This is a genomic window from Priestia sp. P1_B12_1 (genome assembly GCF_056406695.1).
The window spans coordinates 685,279-700,025 of sequence record NZ_JBFTZR010000001.1 but is presented as its reverse complement, the minus strand read 5'-3'; the positions used below and the strand labels follow the sequence as shown (position 1 = coordinate 700,025).

Annotated in this window: 19 protein-coding genes and 1 riboswitch; of the genes, 14 read left to right on the top strand and 5 right to left on the bottom strand. The window is 38.7% G+C overall.

Going from position 1 to position 14,747, the window contains the following annotated elements; all coding sequences use genetic code 11:
• Positions 1–51: 51 nt before the first annotated feature.
• Positions 52–954, top strand: coding sequence for a M14 family metallopeptidase (locus AC1D0Y_RS03650; protein WP_028410641.1), 903 nt, complete (start codon positions 52–54; stop codon positions 952–954).
• Between the two features lie 35 nt (positions 955–989).
• On the opposite strand, the gene AC1D0Y_RS03645 is transcribed toward AC1D0Y_RS03650, so the two are convergent.
• On the bottom strand, positions 990–1,166 hold the full coding sequence (locus tag AC1D0Y_RS03645) for a DUF2759 domain-containing protein (protein WP_013059181.1): 177 nt from the start codon (positions 1,164–1,166) through the stop codon (positions 990–992).
• Positions 1,167–1,374: 208 nt separating this feature from the next.
• On the opposite strand from AC1D0Y_RS03645, the gene AC1D0Y_RS03640 reads away from it, so the two are divergent.
• Positions 1,375–2,007, top strand: coding sequence for an MBL fold metallo-hydrolase (locus AC1D0Y_RS03640; RefSeq protein ID WP_028410642.1), 633 nt, complete (start codon positions 1,375–1,377; stop codon positions 2,005–2,007).
• Positions 2,008–2,044: 37 nt separating this feature from the next.
• Here AC1D0Y_RS03640 and AC1D0Y_RS03635 read toward each other — a convergent pair whose 3' ends face one another.
• Positions 2,045–2,281, bottom strand: coding sequence for a DUF2626 domain-containing protein (locus AC1D0Y_RS03635; RefSeq protein ID WP_013059179.1), 237 nt, complete (start codon positions 2,279–2,281; stop codon positions 2,045–2,047).
• 261 nt (positions 2,282–2,542) lie between these two features.
• Between AC1D0Y_RS03635 and AC1D0Y_RS03630 the strand changes: the two genes are divergently transcribed.
• The 9 genes from AC1D0Y_RS03630 to AC1D0Y_RS03590 all read left to right on the top strand — a co-directional run bounded on the left by AC1D0Y_RS03630 (position 2,543) and on the right by AC1D0Y_RS03590 (position 7,383).
• On the top strand, positions 2,543–2,926 hold the full coding sequence (locus AC1D0Y_RS03630; RefSeq protein ID WP_013059178.1) for a Spx/MgsR family RNA polymerase-binding regulatory protein: 384 nt from the start codon (positions 2,543–2,545) through the stop codon (positions 2,924–2,926).
• Between the two features lie 268 nt (positions 2,927–3,194).
• Complete coding sequence (comGA, locus tag AC1D0Y_RS03625; RefSeq protein WP_477707341.1) at positions 3,195–4,247, top strand: competence type IV pilus ATPase ComGA; 1,053 nt, start codon at positions 3,195–3,197, stop codon at positions 4,245–4,247.
• A complete protein-coding gene (gene comGB, locus AC1D0Y_RS03620) occupies positions 4,238–5,284 on the top strand; it encodes a competence type IV pilus assembly protein ComGB (RefSeq protein WP_028410643.1) in 1,047 nt (348 codons plus the stop codon). Before comGA ends, comGB begins: the two co-directional genes overlap by 10 nt.
• A 14-nt stretch (positions 5,285–5,298) precedes the next feature.
• The gene (gene comGC, locus AC1D0Y_RS03615; protein WP_016765560.1) at positions 5,299–5,610 is read left to right on the top strand and encodes a competence type IV pilus major pilin ComGC; all 312 of its coding nucleotides are present in this window, start codon (positions 5,299–5,301) and stop codon (positions 5,608–5,610) included.
• Positions 5,552–6,034: a competence type IV pilus minor pilin ComGD gene (gene comGD, locus AC1D0Y_RS03610; RefSeq protein ID WP_225049506.1), complete on the top strand. Its 483-nt coding sequence runs from the start codon at positions 5,552–5,554 to the stop codon at positions 6,032–6,034. The genes comGC and comGD overlap by 59 nt, the downstream gene beginning before the upstream one ends.
• The gene (locus AC1D0Y_RS03605; protein WP_028410645.1) at positions 6,018–6,356 is read left to right on the top strand and encodes a type II secretion system protein; all 339 of its coding nucleotides are present in this window, start codon (positions 6,018–6,020) and stop codon (positions 6,354–6,356) included. Before comGD ends, AC1D0Y_RS03605 begins: the two co-directional genes overlap by 17 nt.
• Positions 6,353–6,790, top strand: a complete 438-nt coding sequence (gene comGF, locus AC1D0Y_RS03600; RefSeq protein ID WP_098433336.1) for a competence type IV pilus minor pilin ComGF — start codon at positions 6,353–6,355, stop codon at positions 6,788–6,790. The genes AC1D0Y_RS03605 and comGF overlap by 4 nt, the downstream gene beginning before the upstream one ends.
• Complete coding sequence (gene comGG, locus AC1D0Y_RS03595) at positions 6,780–7,154, top strand: competence type IV pilus minor pilin ComGG (RefSeq protein WP_028410646.1); 375 nt, start codon at positions 6,780–6,782, stop codon at positions 7,152–7,154. The genes comGF and comGG overlap by 11 nt, the downstream gene beginning before the upstream one ends.
• A gap of 43 nt (positions 7,155–7,197) precedes the next feature.
• The gene (locus AC1D0Y_RS03590; RefSeq protein ID WP_013059170.1) at positions 7,198–7,383 is read left to right on the top strand and encodes a YqzE family protein; all 186 of its coding nucleotides are present in this window, start codon (positions 7,198–7,200) and stop codon (positions 7,381–7,383) included.
• 23 nt (positions 7,384–7,406) lie between these two features.
• On the opposite strand, the gene AC1D0Y_RS03585 is transcribed toward AC1D0Y_RS03590, so the two are convergent.
• Together AC1D0Y_RS03585 and AC1D0Y_RS03580 are read right to left on the bottom strand one after the other, a co-directional pair.
• Positions 7,407–8,231 (bottom strand): YqhG family protein, encoded by an 825-nt coding sequence (locus tag AC1D0Y_RS03585; RefSeq protein ID WP_028410647.1) that lies wholly within the window; start codon positions 8,229–8,231, stop codon positions 7,407–7,409.
• Complete coding sequence (locus AC1D0Y_RS03580; protein WP_014458233.1) at positions 8,218–9,891, bottom strand: DEAD/DEAH box helicase; 1,674 nt, start codon at positions 9,889–9,891, stop codon at positions 8,218–8,220. The genes AC1D0Y_RS03585 and AC1D0Y_RS03580 overlap by 14 nt, the downstream gene beginning before the upstream one ends.
• 180 nt (positions 9,892–10,071) lie before the next feature.
• Positions 10,072–10,164, top strand: a riboswitch (glycine riboswitch).
• Positions 10,165–10,376: 212 nt separating this feature from the next.
• Between AC1D0Y_RS03580 and gcvT the strand changes: the two genes are divergently transcribed.
• The 3 genes from gcvT to gcvPB are packed head-to-tail and all read left to right on the top strand — an operon-like array spanning position 10,377 to position 14,315.
• Complete coding sequence (gene gcvT / locus AC1D0Y_RS03575) at positions 10,377–11,477, top strand: glycine cleavage system aminomethyltransferase GcvT (protein WP_263033734.1); 1,101 nt, start codon at positions 10,377–10,379, stop codon at positions 11,475–11,477.
• A gap of 20 nt (positions 11,478–11,497) precedes the next feature.
• Positions 11,498–12,844, top strand: a complete 1,347-nt coding sequence (gene gcvPA / locus AC1D0Y_RS03570; protein ID WP_028410649.1) for an aminomethyl-transferring glycine dehydrogenase subunit GcvPA — start codon at positions 11,498–11,500, stop codon at positions 12,842–12,844.
• A complete protein-coding gene (gene gcvPB / locus AC1D0Y_RS03565) occupies positions 12,837–14,315 on the top strand; it encodes an aminomethyl-transferring glycine dehydrogenase subunit GcvPB (protein ID WP_028410650.1) in 1,479 nt (492 codons plus the stop codon). Before gcvPA ends, gcvPB begins: the two co-directional genes overlap by 8 nt.
• Positions 14,316–14,359: 44 nt before the next feature.
• Here the strand turns inward: gcvPB and AC1D0Y_RS03560 are convergent, their stop codons facing one another.
• A complete protein-coding gene (locus AC1D0Y_RS03560; RefSeq protein ID WP_034276876.1) occupies positions 14,360–14,743 on the bottom strand; it encodes a rhodanese-like domain-containing protein in 384 nt (127 codons plus the stop codon).
• Positions 14,744–14,747 lie beyond the last annotated feature (4 nt).

Here is a 14,747-nt window from a genome sequence, read left to right as displayed (position 1 = left end):
TCATGCATCTTTTCAATCTTTACATATACATAGTGTAAAGGAGTGAAGATTATGCAAATTGTAGATATCCAAAAGCCCTACGATTACACGCGAACAATACAAGATATCCAAACACTTTTAACGTACTATCCCTATGGTGCTCTTGAATGGATAGGGTGCAGCGTGCTTGGAAAGCCGATTCCTCATATTTTAATTGGAAACGGAGAAAGAAAAGTTCATATTAATGCGTCTTTTCATGCCAATGAATGGATTACGACAAATGTTCTTCTACAGTTTGTTGAAGATTATTTAGCTGCTCTTCATTATGATCAGGCGTTGAATGGTCAGGAAGCAAGAACTCTTTTTAATCAAATTACGCTTTCTGCGGTTCCAATTGTTAATCCAGACGGAGTAGATCTGGTCTTAAAAGGTCCTGCTGTAAGTGAACCTTATGCGTCTTTTCTTTCTAAAATAGGGAGAGATTTTCCTGATTTTCAAAGCTGGAAAGCAAATATCCGAGGGGTAGACTTAAACAATCAGTTTCCAGCTTATTGGGAAATTGAAAAAAAGCGCAAAGAACCTAAAGCTCCGCATTATCGGGACTTTCCAGGCTATGAATCTCTGTCTGAACCTGAAGCGCAGGCAATGGTAAAACTCGTTGAGCGTCATGATTTTGATTGTGTGATCGCTTTACATACCCAAGGAGAAGAATTTTACTGGGGGTATATGAATGAAGAGCCGAAGGAAGCGGAGGAAATAGCCAGTTATTTTGAAAGGGTAAGCGGTTATAAAGCAGTCAAAACGATTGATAGTCACGCTGGATTTAAGGATTGGTTTATTTTAGAAAAGAAAAAGCTAGGGTTCACTTTAGAACTGGGGAAAGGAATTAATCCGCTGCCTTTATCTCAAATATCGCGCGTATATAATCCGACCAAGGCTATTTTAGTTGCGGCAATGGAATATCTATCTATTTGAAAAGCCACGCAAAGCATATGCTTTGCGTGGCTTTTTTAATGATGTACCGCCGGATAACCGTGATGTATAATGGTCATCACGGTAAACCATCCGAACACACCGAATGTTAGTACCGAAAAACCAATGCCTAATATGTTTTTATTTCTAAAAGATGAAATAGCTGCAAATACGCCTAGCAATGTTGTTAGTGCAAAAATAATCATAAGACCCACTCGAAGAAACCTCCTTTAGGCAACTTAAAATTAAAGCGCTATCATTAGCTTATCCCTTTAATTGTAAAACTTTTCTAACCGTTTGTCGAGATGAAAACCAATCTTTCTTTCGCCTTATTAGCTTAGAAAGGTCCTTACTTTCATTTATAAGATGATGTGTGTATGATAATGCATATAACGAAAATAAATTTTACAAGGAGGATACATTATGAACTATCATCGTATACCGCTAGGACCGATTCAAACGAATTGTTATGTCGTGGCTAACGAAAAAAAAGAGTGTTTAGTTTTTGACCCGGGAGCTCAGGGAAAACAGCTTGTTGAATTTCTAGAAAAACAAACGTATAAACCGTTGGCTATTTTGCTGACACACGCTCATTTTGATCACATTGGAGGAGTAGATGAAGTGATGAATCACTACTCTATCCCGCTTTATGTACATAAAAATGAAAAAGAATGGCTTCATAATAGTGATTTAAACGGTTCGAAATTTTTTGATTTAGGAGAAATTACGGCTCCAGATGCAACCGATATTATTTCAGTCGAAGGCAATTTAACAATTGGCTCATTCCAATTTGAGGTGTATGAAACGCCTGGCCATTCTCCTGGCAGCGTTTCATATTATTTCAAACCGGGTAACTTCGTAGTATCTGGTGATGCGCTTTTTGCAGGCGGCATTGGACGCACAGATTTACCTGGAGGCAATCAAGCTCAGCTGTTAGAAAGCATCGAATCAAAATTGCTGTCCCTTCCAGAAGATACGCTTGTACTAAGCGGTCACGGACCTGAAACAACTGTGGGACACGAAATGGATCAAAATCCTTTTCTAAATGGTTTTTAAGAATACAAAAAGCGATGGAAGCCCATCGCTTTTCTCTTTACTGTCCTGGTGTCATCATAAAAGTTGACCAGTACGTGAACCCCACAAAAAAGACCGTCAAATATGCTCCGAAAACGTAAATGTACATTCTTTCAGACAGCTTTAAATAACTAAGAATTACAAAAAAGCCTGTTTGAGCTAAAAAGAGTAAAGAAGTCTTATGCATGTGACCGAGGTAAAACATTACAGTGAAAATTGCTGTCCAGAACCCCATTACACGGTACATTCGTTCCACGTCCATTTCCTCCTTTATCAAACTTAGTTAGTGTCATGATGAATGTCATCGCTGTGTAAGCACTAGAAAGCACTTATGAAACTATATCGATACTTTTCCATTATAATACATCCTTTCTTTCCTGAAAACGCTATCTTTTCCTTGAAATACGACAGAAGAAAAAAAGTTATACAAAACATGTGCAAAATACTATACAAAAGTTATACAAAACGTGTACAATGTATATAAACAACCTACAACTAAAAAACGGGAGGGTTTCATATGGAAGAAATTAAATTTTATACGTATCCGAGCTGTACATCTTGTCGTAAAACGAAAAAATGGCTAGTGAAGGAAGATGTAAATTTTAAAGAGCGTCATTTATTTAGAGAAACACCTACTCATAAAGAAATGCTTGAACTTCTTTCTATGACAACAGAAGGGATGGATGAACTTCTTGCTAAAAGAAGTCAAGAATATAAAAAGTTAAATGTTGATGTGGATAGCATGACGCTATCAGAAGTAGTCAATCTATTAATTGAACATCCTCGTTTGCTTCGCCGACCAATTTTAACAGATGGCAAAAAGCTTGTAGTAGGCTATAACGAATCTGCTCTTAAAAATTTAGTCAAGAAAAAAACAAGTCTTGCTTCTCTAGTTGTGTAAGCGTACATGATGAAGAAGTTCAATTCAGTAAATAACGAATAAAACGACAGCGTAGAGTTTTACATCACGTTGTCTTTTTTATGTAATCGTTTAGAGGTGTACAGAAGTTGTACATCTTGTACAAGGATTGAAGCGAAGAAAAGAAGCGTATACCAAAAAAATTATAAAAAATGAAAAAAAAAGGAGGGAAATCTCGAAAAAGGTCGAAATTACTGTTTCTAGATGTTTTACCAATCATCTTGATTACAAATAAAGGAGTGATGATCGTTTGACCGAAATTGAACAGTTTGCAACTTACATTATACGAGATGCATGTGAGTGCCGAAGTTCTGATGTGCATATTGTGCCCCGAAAGAAAGATGCTGTGATTCAGCTGCGAATTGACCAAGAGCTTATTTTAAAGAGGGTTATTTCAAAGGAAATGTCTGAACGGCTCATTTCGCATTTTAAATTTTTAGGGGGAATGGATATTGGAGAACGAAGAAAACCTCAAAATGGTGCATTGACCACTTCCATTGATCACTATCAAGTAAATTTACGTTTATCAACTCTTCCTACTTCTCATGATGAAAGTCTTGTTATTCGGCTTTTGCCTCATCAACAATCTACATCTCTCAAACATTTATCTCTTTTTCCTGAACATACTAAAAAGCTTATTTCTCTCTTGAAATTCTCTCATGGATTAATTATTTTTACCGGTCCTACAGGATCAGGTAAAACCACTACTCTATATACTCTTTTACACGAAGTAAAGCATTTTTTTAATCGAAATGTTATTACACTAGAAGACCCTATTGAAAAACCGAGTGAAACCGTGCTTCAAGTACAGGTAAATGAACGGGCGGGGATTACGTACACGACTGGTTTAAAAGCTATATTGCGCCATGACCCAGACATTATCATGGTGGGAGAAATAAGAGATAGTGAGACTGCCAAAATTGCTGTGAGAGCAGCGCTTACCGGACACTTGGTTTTGACAACGATGCATACTAAAGATACAAAAGGATCTTTGTACAGGCTGCTTGAATTTGGCGTTAGCTTTCAAGAAATGGAACAGACTCTTGTAGCAGTAGCTGCACAGCGCCTTGTAGAAATTCGCTGTCCGCTGTGTTCCGGAAAATGCCATCCCGCTTGTAAAAAAATGAGAAAGCATCGTCAGTCCAGCATATACGAATTGCTTTATGGCAAGGAGCTTAGCGCAGTGATGAGAGAAGTGAAAGGAGAAAATGCGGATTATGATTATAAGACGCTCCGAGATGTTATTCTAAAAGGAATCGCGCTAGGCTATTTATATCCGCATTCGCTAGACGGATGGGGGTAAAGACAAATAGACAAAAAAGGTGGTCTCTTGCTCAGCAAGCGAAAATTCTTAAGCAGGTCTCTAAGCTCTTAGAAAAAGGCTACACTCTTTCTCAAGCTCTTTCGTTTTTGACGTTTCAAGTATCTAACAAAGAAAAAACGGATATTGAAAAATGTCTTGAGCAGTTAAAACGAGGAGAATCTTTGCACGATGCTTTTGTTAAACTTCAGTTTCACCGTGATATTTTAAGCTATTTATATTTTGCGGAGCAGCATGGAAACCTTCAATTTGCTTTAAAAGAAAGCAGCTCAATGATTGAAGAAAAAGTCAGGCATCGTAAAAAATTTCAAAAGCTTGTTCAATATCCCGTATTGCTACTGCTGTTTATTCTGTCCATTTTATTTGTTTTAAGTACGGTTTTACTTCCACAGTTTGAAGCTCTGTACTTATCCTTTGGAAACAAGCAGTCTTCGTTTATCCTCTTATTTATGCAGGCGATGTCGTTCTTTCCTTTTGTGTTACCTGCAGTCATCAGTATGCCAATCATCCTGTATTTGTTTTATGTGATTTACATTAAAAAATTGCCTCCAGTAGTTCAAATGCAGCTCTTTATGAGAGTTCCCGTTATCCGAACGTTCACACGGCTATTTAACTCGTACTTTTTTTCTGTTCATATGAGCAATTTACTAAATGGTGGTTTATCTATTTATGAATGCTTTGCTCTTTTTCAAAAGCAAGAGCATCATCCGTTTTTTCAAGTGGAAGCTTTTGCTTTTACAGATCAACTTTCCTCAGGAATGCGATTAGATCATATCGTTTCAGGTAAATCTCATTATGAAAAAGACTTGGCTCATGTTATTGTTCATGGCCAGCAGAACGGTGAGCTTTCTCAAGAACTGTATGATTACAGTCTATTTATGATGGAAAGAATGGAACAGTTTATTTTTCGTATTTTAAAATATGTACAGCCGCTTACATTCTTATTCATCGGAATTGTCATTCTGCTTATGTATATGTCCGTTATGCTTCCGATGTTAGAAGTGATGTCGAGCTTGTAGAAAGGTGAAAGAATATGATTCTAAAAGGTAATAAAGGATTTACCCTTATTGAAATGCTCATTGTTATGCTCGTTATTACCGTGCTTTTGCTCATTATGATTCCAAATGTATTAAAGCATAATACGGTTATTAACAACAAAGGCTGCTCAGCTCTTGTCAAAACCGTAGAGGCTGAGGTACAAGTATACGAACTTGAAAATGGCGAAAAACCAAGTCTAGAAGAGCTTGAAGCAGGGGGCTACTTAAAAGAAGGCACCGTGTGTCCAAATGGCCAAGCTATTCAAATTGACGGTACCGGAAAGGTTACAGCTAGTGGTTCTTCTTAAGCAAAAAGGATTTACCCTCATTGAGATGCTGATGGTTTTATTTATTGTGCAAGTGATGATGTTTTCCGTTATCGTAGCCATTCGGCCGCTTGTGGAATATTACAAAATCACATTATTCTTGCGACAGCTGCAAAGCGACACGTTTTATGTGCAGCAGACAGCCATGAACAGAGAATCTCCAATTAAAATTAACTTCGCACCGAAGGGAACAGAATATATTATTTCTGATTCTCGTGCCGTTCTTTATAAGCGCGCCTATGACTCCACCATTCATATCACGTTTGGAAGCGGCAATTCCACGATACAATACAACAAAAACGGCAATATTTCTCAAGCGAAGACCATTTTTATCAGCAATCAAAAATTTAAATATAAAGTTACTTTTCAAATAGGCAGAGGGCGTTTTTATGTGGACAAGATGTAAGGGTCAGCAGGGCTACACCTTGTTAGAAATGCTTGTTTCATTTAGTATGCTTTTACTCCTAACCGGTACAATTATTCCTTTGTATGTTCAGATGAAGGAAGCAGAAAAGAAGCAATATGTTTCGTATCAAGCTGATGCTATCTTGCACGAAGAGCTATTGAAATATAAATATGAAGCAGGATATAAACGGCGAGAAAAAATCGTAAAAGAAAACGTTGCATTTTATCTGAAGTGGGACGGAGAAAGTGCTCAAAAGCTTTGTGTAGAATGGACAGATTCCGCTGAGAAAATGAAAAAGAAGTGTGATGTGATGTTGAAGTGAAAAGGGAAAAAGGTTTTACGCTTGTAGAGATGCTAGTCAGTTTTACTCTTTTTTTGATCATTGTTTCCTTTTTCCCCATTATCATTCCGCTAGCTAAGCAAACATATAATCCGGACTTTAGTATGAATGAAATGGAGTGGGAAATCTTTGTAAACCAACTTGCTATGGAATATCGAGAAGCAAAAGAAGTGGGAATTCATGGGACTACGCTTACGTTGAAAATGGAAAATAATCAGATCATCACTTATGAACGCTACGAAGACAAGATAAGAAGACGAGTGGATGAAAGCGGTCATGAAGTTGTGCTGCAGCACATTAAGAATATTATGTACGAACAGCAGAAAGAAAGGCTGTTGATTCGTTCAACAGACGGTGTTAACAAAGTTAGAGAAGAAACCATTACGACGTTTTTGATGCTTGCTCATGAAACATAATGAGCAAGGATTTATTCTCCCGGTTGTTTTGGCATTTTGTGCGCTTTTTCTTCTGTTAGTAGCTCAGCAAACCACTTATTTTGTGACGAAAAGTTCATTTTATCAAGAAGTAGAGCAGAAAAATCGTCTGCAGCATCTTTTAGAAAACGCGGTTGTACATGTAAAAAAAGAAATAAAAGAACATAATAAATCTCCATTTGCACCTTTAGTATTAGAAACTGGTACGGTTTCATACGAAGTAGTAAGTGAAGATGAACAGATGATTATCCTAAAAATAAAGTGTCAAACATTGCAAGGAAGAGCATTGACGGAAACGGCATATATTCAAAAAAAGGATCAGCACATTGTGAAGTGGACGGATTAAGTCTCTTTCTCTCCGGATATAATAGTGCTGAGGAGATGATTATATGAAAACGAATGATTATGTAAAATATATGACTCAGCAATTTGTACAATATATGGATCAGCCAAAAGAAGAGAGGAAAACGAAAAAGATTCAAAAAAAAGAAGAGCGAGCACCTTTTGCAAACAGATGGTTTGGAATGATTCCGCTGTCGTTTATGCTGTGGTATCGAAAGAAAAAAGAAAGATGAGCATATCATATGCTCATCTTTTTTTAACCGGCTTGTGTTTTATTAAATTGACGAGACATCGTTTCAGGCGATATGTAAAATAAGCCACCGTTTATAAATTTAAATAAGATAGTCGGCTCGTACAATTCTTGAAGCGCTGTTTTTTCGGTCATATATATTTCTGGCAGCTCTTCTGCTGTTTCGTAAAAATGATCAAGAAGCGCTAAGTCTTCATACCATCTCTCCTGCGCTTTTTCAGCCCATTCAGTTGGCTGAGTTTTAACATAGTCAGTCACATATGATGTGAGTCGTGCGATGGCACTTTTCGGTTTAATAAAAGGTGAGAGAGTAAAGCAATAGTCTGAGATTTTAGATGATAAATTTTGATTAATGATTAATTCGTGAAATGATTCAATAATTTGTCCATTGATTAAATTAATGCCAAGCGACAAGAGCTCATCTTTTTTACGATCGCATTTGTACGAGACTTTAATATTTAATGCAAGCCAAGGGTGTAAAGGCTGATTTGTTGGCTGAGCTGATGCAACTTGTTCATACAAGTGAATAAACCCGCCAAGTTTTTGAGTAGAAGCGAAAATTTGGTGCAGCCTAGGTGAACCGAAATGAATTCGTTCTCCTTGAACGGAATCGTCTTCAAATGCTGGGTCTGTAATGAAAGTGAGCGAAGCAGGAGTTGCTTCTCCTCCCGTCTTTTCGATATAGTGCCAATAAAATGGACGATTCATCAATTCTTTATCGAGTTCAATCGTTAATTGAACCGTCAGGTAAGACGATGTTTCTGTGACAATAGAACAATTATTAGCTAGAAAATAACGCTTTAAAAATTGATGAATATCAGTTTGCTGCATGCTGATCCTCCTCGCTGTCTTCGTATTGAATAATAGACGTCAAGTTCTCCATTTTGATTTTTATTTCTCCTTCACTCCGTGAATGAAATAAAATATCTTGAATATGCTCTTCGATATTTTTTAAATCAAGCTTTGTTAAAATATCATCTAGCTCTCCAACAACCCGTTCAAAAAGGTTTATTTTTTCGTACAGTAATTTTAAAATATGTTCTTCGACCGTATGTTGAATGGCTAAATTGTAAATGTGAACATCATGTTTTTGACCTAAACGATGGACCCTTCCAATTCGCTGTTCTAGACGCATTGGATTCCACGGCAGATCATAGTTAATGATATGATGACAAAACTGAAGGTTGATTCCTTCTCCGCCTGCTTCAGTGGCAATAAATACTTGCGCGTGGCTTTCAAAAAGCTGCTTCATCCAGTCTTTTTTACCTCGCTTAAATCCGCCTCTAAAGGGTACAGAGGTAATTCCATGCTGTTTTAAATACCACTGTAAATACAGTTGAGTTGCCCTGTACTCAGTAAAAATAATGACTTTATCATCAATTTTCTGAACGAGCTCTAGCACTTTTTCTGCTTTTGCATTTTGCGGCACTTGCTGAAGTAGTTCCATTAACGGCGTAATCATATGTTCCGTTAATGCGCTGTTTTGATCTTCCTGACGTTCCAGCATGTTTTTTAATGTCATATACACCGCTTCACGGCTGCTGCAGGCCTCTCGCTGCAGAGTTAAAATTGAAAAAGCGCTTGAAGGGTGGAGTCCGTTTCCTTTAAAAGATGTAATTGCATCGTACAGCTCCCGTTCTTTTGGCGAGAATTCAACAGGAATGGTTTGAACAATTCGCTTCGTCCATTCGATACCCGTATCGTGGCGGCGATTTCGAATCATAACTTTGTTAACAAGCTCTTTTAAGTGTTCATCGTTTTGCAAAGAGCGTTTTTTAGCGGAAAATAATTCTTCGAAATAGTCTTTATTGCCGAGATGGCCAGGCTTTAAAAGAGAGACTAAGTTAAAAATTTCTTCAATTCGATTTTGAATCGGTGTTGCGGTTAGCAACAGACAAAATTTCTTTTTTAGACTTTGCACAAATTCATAGTTTTTTGTTTTGTTGTTTTTAAGTTTGTGAGCTTCATCAATGATGATGAGATCGTAGTCTTGTTCAAGCACAATTTCTCGATGAGGAGAACGTTTTGCTGTATCAATTGAAGATACAACGATGTCACACTGATCCCACACATATGATTTTCTTTGAGGAACTGCGGGAATATAAAATTTTTGATTCAATTCCATAGCCCACTGTGAAACAAGCGAAGCTGGAACTAAAATGAGAACTTTTTTAACAAGTCCGCGAATCATATATTCCTTCAAAATTAGCCCTGCTTCAATCGTTTTCCCCAGTCCTACTTCATCTGCTAAAATGGCTTTCCCATTCATTGTTTCAACTACTTGTTTGGCTACTTCGAGCTGATGAGGAAGCGGCGTTAAATCAGCTAGATGTTTTGGGCTTTGCAGTCCTTCAAATTCTGAGATAAGCGTTTGGTCTTCTATTTCATAGGCAAGTTTATACAAATCCCATGCAGACCAAGGGCCATCTTGCTCCAATTTAGTTGAGAAGGCTGCTTCCCATGTTTCATCGATGTTTAATTTCACTTTCATGATAAAAATGCTCCTTTGTAAAAAATTTTTATTGAACAAATGATAAGAATCAGGTAGGATAAAAATATATTTAGAAAATTTGAAAAAGAAAATAGATTAGCACTTTACAAATGATTGTGTGAATAAAGATAGATACATCTTTCAGTAGTATGCCCAACTTTACCAACTTTATAGAAGCGAATGACGACACGGGGAGAGACTACTTGAATGTAGCGCCGAAGGAGCAAGCAATAAAATTGTGAATCTCTCAGGCAAAAAGACTCTTGTTTGACGCAGCTCTGGAGAGTGTCTATGCGTTTATAGACCACCCACGAGGCAAACCTATTCGTTTATAGGTAAACTTTCAGGTGAAAAGGACAGAGACTTCCTACTAAATACAGTAGGGGGTTTTCTGTCCTTTTTTGTTTGGATACATAGTGATCCCCACACTATTTGAAAACTCCCCGTTATGAAAAGTTTCACGTGAAAAAGAGGAGGACATAAATATGACAACAGAATTACACAAAACGCCGCTTTATGATACCTATCAAAAATATGGTGCCAAAACAATTGATTTTGGCGGATGGGCTCTTCCCGTTCAATTTTCTTCTATTAAAGAAGAGCATGAAGCTGTACGTACAAAGGCAGGGCTTTTTGATGTCTCTCATATGGGAGAAATTCTTGTAACAGGAGCTGATAGCTTAGCTTTTCTTCAGCACACGATGACAAATGACGTTTCTACCCTCGTAGATGGAAAAGCGCAGTATACGGCTATGTGTTATGAAGACGGAGGCACGGTAGATGATTTGCTGATTTATAAAAAAGCAGATCAAGAGTATTTGCTAGTCGTAAACGCTGCTAATATTCAAAAAGACTATGAGTGGCTGGTGTCTCACAAACAAGGAGATGTAACGCTCGTTAATCAATCTGATGAAACTGCGCAGTTAGCTTTACAAGGTCCTGTAGCAGAAAAAGTTTTACAAACGTTAACGAACGAAAATTTAGCTCTATTAAAGCCATTTACATTTGCTGATGATGTAGAAGTAGCGAATATAAAAGCTCTCGTTTCACGTACTGGGTACACCGGGGAAGACGGCTTTGAAATTTATTGTTCTTCAACTGACGCCGCTCACTTGTGGACGGCTATTTTAGAAGCAGGCAGTGATGAAGGTGTGCTGCCTTGCGGATTAGGAGCTCGCGATACGCTTCGTTTTGAAGCCACTTTGGCTTTATATGGCCAAGAGCTTTCAAAAGATATTACGCCCATTGAAGCTCGAATTGGATTTGCAGTAAAAACGTACAAAGACAGCTTTATTGGAAAAGAAGTGTTAAAAGAACAGCGTGAAAGCGGGGCACCTCGTAAGCTGGTAGGAATTGAAATGATTGATAAAGGTATACCAAGACACGGTTACGAAGTATTTGCAGATGAAGAACAAATTGGATTTGTGACAACAGGTACACAGTCACCGACATTAAAGAAAAACATCGGTCTAGCACTATTGTCAGCAGAGTATACAGAGCTTGGTCAAGAAGTGGAAGTGCAGGTTCGGAAAAAACGCTTAAAAGCAAAAGTGGTTTCAACACCTTTTTATAAACGTTCAAAGTAAGCTTTGGGGAGGAATTTAACATGTTACATCGCTATTTACCAATGACAGAACAAGATCAGCAGCAAATGTTAGCAGCAATTGGTGTTTCATCTGTTGATGATTTATTTTCAGATATTCCGCAGCGCGTTCGTTTTCAAGGAGAATACAATATTAAAAAAGCGGCCTCAGAGCCTCAGTTGTTAAAAGAATTAAATAGTATGGCTGCTAAAAATGCTCATTTAAAAGACTATGCTTCTTTTTTAGGAGCAGGAGTTTACGATCATTACATGCCGGTTATTGTTGATCATGTTATTTCTCGTTCGGAATTTTATACGGCCTATACTCCGTATCAACCAGAAATTTCTCAAGGAGAACTTCAGGCCATCTTTGAATTTCAAACAATGATTTGTGAGTTAACGGGGATGGACGTGGCTAATTCTTCTATGTATGACGGAGGAACTGCTTTAGCAGAAGCCGCTATGCTCAGTGCGGGTCAAACAAAAAAGAAAAAAGTACTTGTCTCTGCGGCTGTTCACCCTGAGTCAAAAGATGTGTTAAAAACGTATGCGAAGGGTCAATACATTGAAGTGGTAGAAATCCCTGCAGCAGACGGAGTAACAGATATGATTGCATTAGAAAAAGAGATGGGGAGTGACGTGGCAGCTGTTATTGTCCAGTATCCAAATTTCTACGGACAAATCGAGCCGTTAAAAGAAATTGAAGAAATTACCCATCAAGAAAAATGCATGTTTGTGGTTTCAAGCAATCCGTTATCATTAGGTTTACTTACGCCTCCTGGAGAGTTCGGAGCTGATATTGTCATTGGAGATGCACAGCCATTTGGTATTCCAAGTCAATTTGGAGGCCCGCACTGCGGATACTTTGCAACTACGTCTAAGCTTATGCGGAAAATCCCAGGACGTTTAGTAGGGCAAACGGTAGATGAAAACGGTAAGCGAGGGTTTGTTTTAACCCTTCAAGCACGTGAACAGCATATACGCCGCGATAAAGCGACGTCTAACATTTGTTCAAATCAAGCGTTAAATGCTTTAGCGGCATCAGTTGCCATGACAGCTTTAGGCAAGCAAGGTGTAAAAGAAATGGCGCTGCAAAATTTATCAAAAGCACATTATGCATATGAAGCGTTAAAGGCAAAAGGGGTAAATGTAGCATTTGAAGGACCGTTTTTTAATGAATTAGTCGTGAAGCTTCCTGTTTCGGTAACAGAAGCAAACAGTCAGTTATTAGCTTCAAAAATAATTGGCGGTTATGATCTTAGCCGTGATAACCAAGCGCTTGAAAATCACATGCTGCTTGCTTTTACAGAGCTCCGTACAAAAGAGGAAATTGACCAACTTGTAAATGAATTGGGGGATCTTCATGCTTAATCAAAATCAATCACTTATTTTTGAAAGCAGTAAAGAAGGGCGAATCGGCTATTCATTGCCAGAGTTAGATGTGCCAAAAGTTAATGCTGAAGAACTGCTTGGAAAAGCGTATGTGCGTACCAAAGCTCCTGAGCTTCCTGAAGTATCAGAACTCGATATTATGCGTCATTACACCGCGCTTTCAAAACGAAATCACGGAGTAGATTCAGGGTTTTATCCGCTTGGTTCATGTACGATGAAATATAATCCAAAAGTGAACGAACAAGCAGCACGCATTGCTGGGTTTGCGCATATTCATCCGCTTCAGGATGAGCAAACGGTTCAAGGTGCTCTCGAACTTTTATATGATTTACAAGAGCATTTAACAGAAATCACAGGAATGGATGAAGTAACGCTTCAACCAGCAGCAGGTGCTCACGGCGAGTGGACCGGGCTTATGATGATTCGTGCCTATCACGAAGCAAATGGTGAGACGCAGCGAACAAAAGTCATTGTTCCAGACTCAGCCCACGGAACGAACCCAGCTTCGGCAACAGTTGCGGGATTTGAAACGGTAACGGTAAAATCAAACGAACATGGTTTAGTGGACTTAGAGGATTTACGCCGCGTAGTAGGAGAAGATACAGCCGCTTTAATGTTAACAAATCCAAATACGCTGGGGTTATTTGAAGAAGATATTTTAGAAATGGCTGAAATTGTTCACGCAGCAGGTGGAAAGCTTTATTATGACGGTGCAAATTTAAACGCAGTATTAAGTAAAGCCCGTCCTGGAGATATGGGGTTTGACGTGGTTCATTTAAACCTTCACAAAACGTTTACAGGTCCTCATGGAGGAGGCGGTCCTGGTTCTGGTCCGGTAGGGGTAAAAGCAGATTTAATTCCGTATTTGCCTAAACCAGTGCTTGTGAAAACAGAACAAGGCTATCACTTTGACTATAACCGTCCTCAGTCAATTGGACGCGTAAAGCCGTTTTACGGCAACTTCGGCATCAACGTTCGCGCTTATACGTATATTCGTTCAATGGGTCCAGACGGCTTAAAAGCCGTGACGGAAAACGCTGTGCTAAACGCCAACTATATGATGCGTCGTTTAGCAGAGCACTATGAGCTGCCGTTTGACCGTCACTGTAAGCACGAATTTGTTTTATCAGGAAAACGTCAGAAAAAGCTTGGGGTACGCACATTGGATATCGCGAAACGACTGCTTGATTTTGGCTATCATCCGCCGACTATCTACTTCCCGCTTATCGTAGAAGAGTGCATGATGATCGAACCAACGGAAACGGAGTCGAAAGAAACGCTAGATGCGTTTATCGATGCGATGATTCAAATTGCAAAAGAAGCAGAAGAAACGCCTGAAGTCGTACAGGAAGCTCCGCATACAACGGTTGTGAAGCGCCTTGACGAAACGCTCGCAGCGAGAAAGCCAGTTCTTCGCTATCAGAAAGAACAGGCTGTTCAAAACGTCTAACAAAAAACCTCGCCCAAAGGCGAGGTTTTTCTATATACATACCATTATTTTTTCTTTTTCACTTTACCGTTCCACATTTTGAAGCCGCCTTTTAAATCATAGATTTCTTGAACACCGTGGCGACGAAGCATTTGTGCTGCGCGTCCTGTGCGCATTCCGCTTTGACAATAGATGTAGACAGGCTGATCTGGACGGAATTCTTTAATGCGCATACGGAACTGTGAAAGAGGAATATTTCGTGCGCCTAAAATATGTCCGTTTTCGAATTCATTCGGCTCACGGATATCAACTAGCTGTGCCTTGCGGTAGCCGCTGCGGAATTCTTCTTCAGTTAACGTTTTCATAATGCGACGTTGGACAAAGAACATAACGACAGAGTATATGATGATTACTCCAAGTAAAATGAGTACTGCTGTAATTGGTGACATGCTG

Bases quoted from the DNA above. Each gene is read 5' to 3' on its own strand.
- AC1D0Y_RS03650 (WP_028410641.1), top strand. From the start codon at position 52: ATGCAAATTGTAGATATCCAAAAGCCCTACGATTACACGCGAACAATA.
- AC1D0Y_RS03640 (WP_028410642.1), top strand. From the start codon at position 1,375: ATGAACTATCATCGTATACCGCTAGGACCGATTCAAACGAATTGTTAT.
- AC1D0Y_RS03630 (WP_013059178.1), top strand. From the start codon at position 2,543: ATGGAAGAAATTAAATTTTATACGTATCCGAGCTGTACATCTTGTCGT.
- comGB (WP_028410643.1), top strand. From the start codon at position 4,238: ATGGGGGTAAAGACAAATAGACAAAAAAGGTGGTCTCTTGCTCAGCAA.
- comGC (WP_016765560.1), top strand. From the start codon at position 5,299: ATGATTCTAAAAGGTAATAAAGGATTTACCCTTATTGAAATGCTCATT.
- comGD (WP_225049506.1), top strand. From the start codon at position 5,552: ATGGCCAAGCTATTCAAATTGACGGTACCGGAAAGGTTACAGCTAGTG.
- AC1D0Y_RS03605 (WP_028410645.1), top strand. From the start codon at position 6,018: ATGTGGACAAGATGTAAGGGTCAGCAGGGCTACACCTTGTTAGAAATG.
- comGG (WP_028410646.1), top strand. From the start codon at position 6,780: ATGAAACATAATGAGCAAGGATTTATTCTCCCGGTTGTTTTGGCATTT.
- AC1D0Y_RS03590 (WP_013059170.1), top strand. From the start codon at position 7,198: ATGAAAACGAATGATTATGTAAAATATATGACTCAGCAATTTGTACAA.
- AC1D0Y_RS03585 (WP_028410647.1), bottom strand. From the start codon at position 8,231: ATGCAGCAAACTGATATTCATCAATTTTTAAAGCGTTATTTTCTAGCT.
- AC1D0Y_RS03580 (WP_014458233.1), bottom strand. From the start codon at position 9,891: ATGAAAGTGAAATTAAACATCGATGAAACATGGGAAGCAGCCTTCTCA.
- gcvT (WP_263033734.1), top strand. From the start codon at position 10,377: ATGACAACAGAATTACACAAAACGCCGCTTTATGATACCTATCAAAAA.
- gcvPA (WP_028410649.1), top strand. From the start codon at position 11,498: ATGTTACATCGCTATTTACCAATGACAGAACAAGATCAGCAGCAAATG.
- gcvPB (WP_028410650.1), top strand. From the start codon at position 12,837: ATGCTTAATCAAAATCAATCACTTATTTTTGAAAGCAGTAAAGAAGGG.
- AC1D0Y_RS03560 (WP_034276876.1), bottom strand. From the start codon at position 14,743: ATGTCACCAATTACAGCAGTACTCATTTTACTTGGAGTAATCATCATA.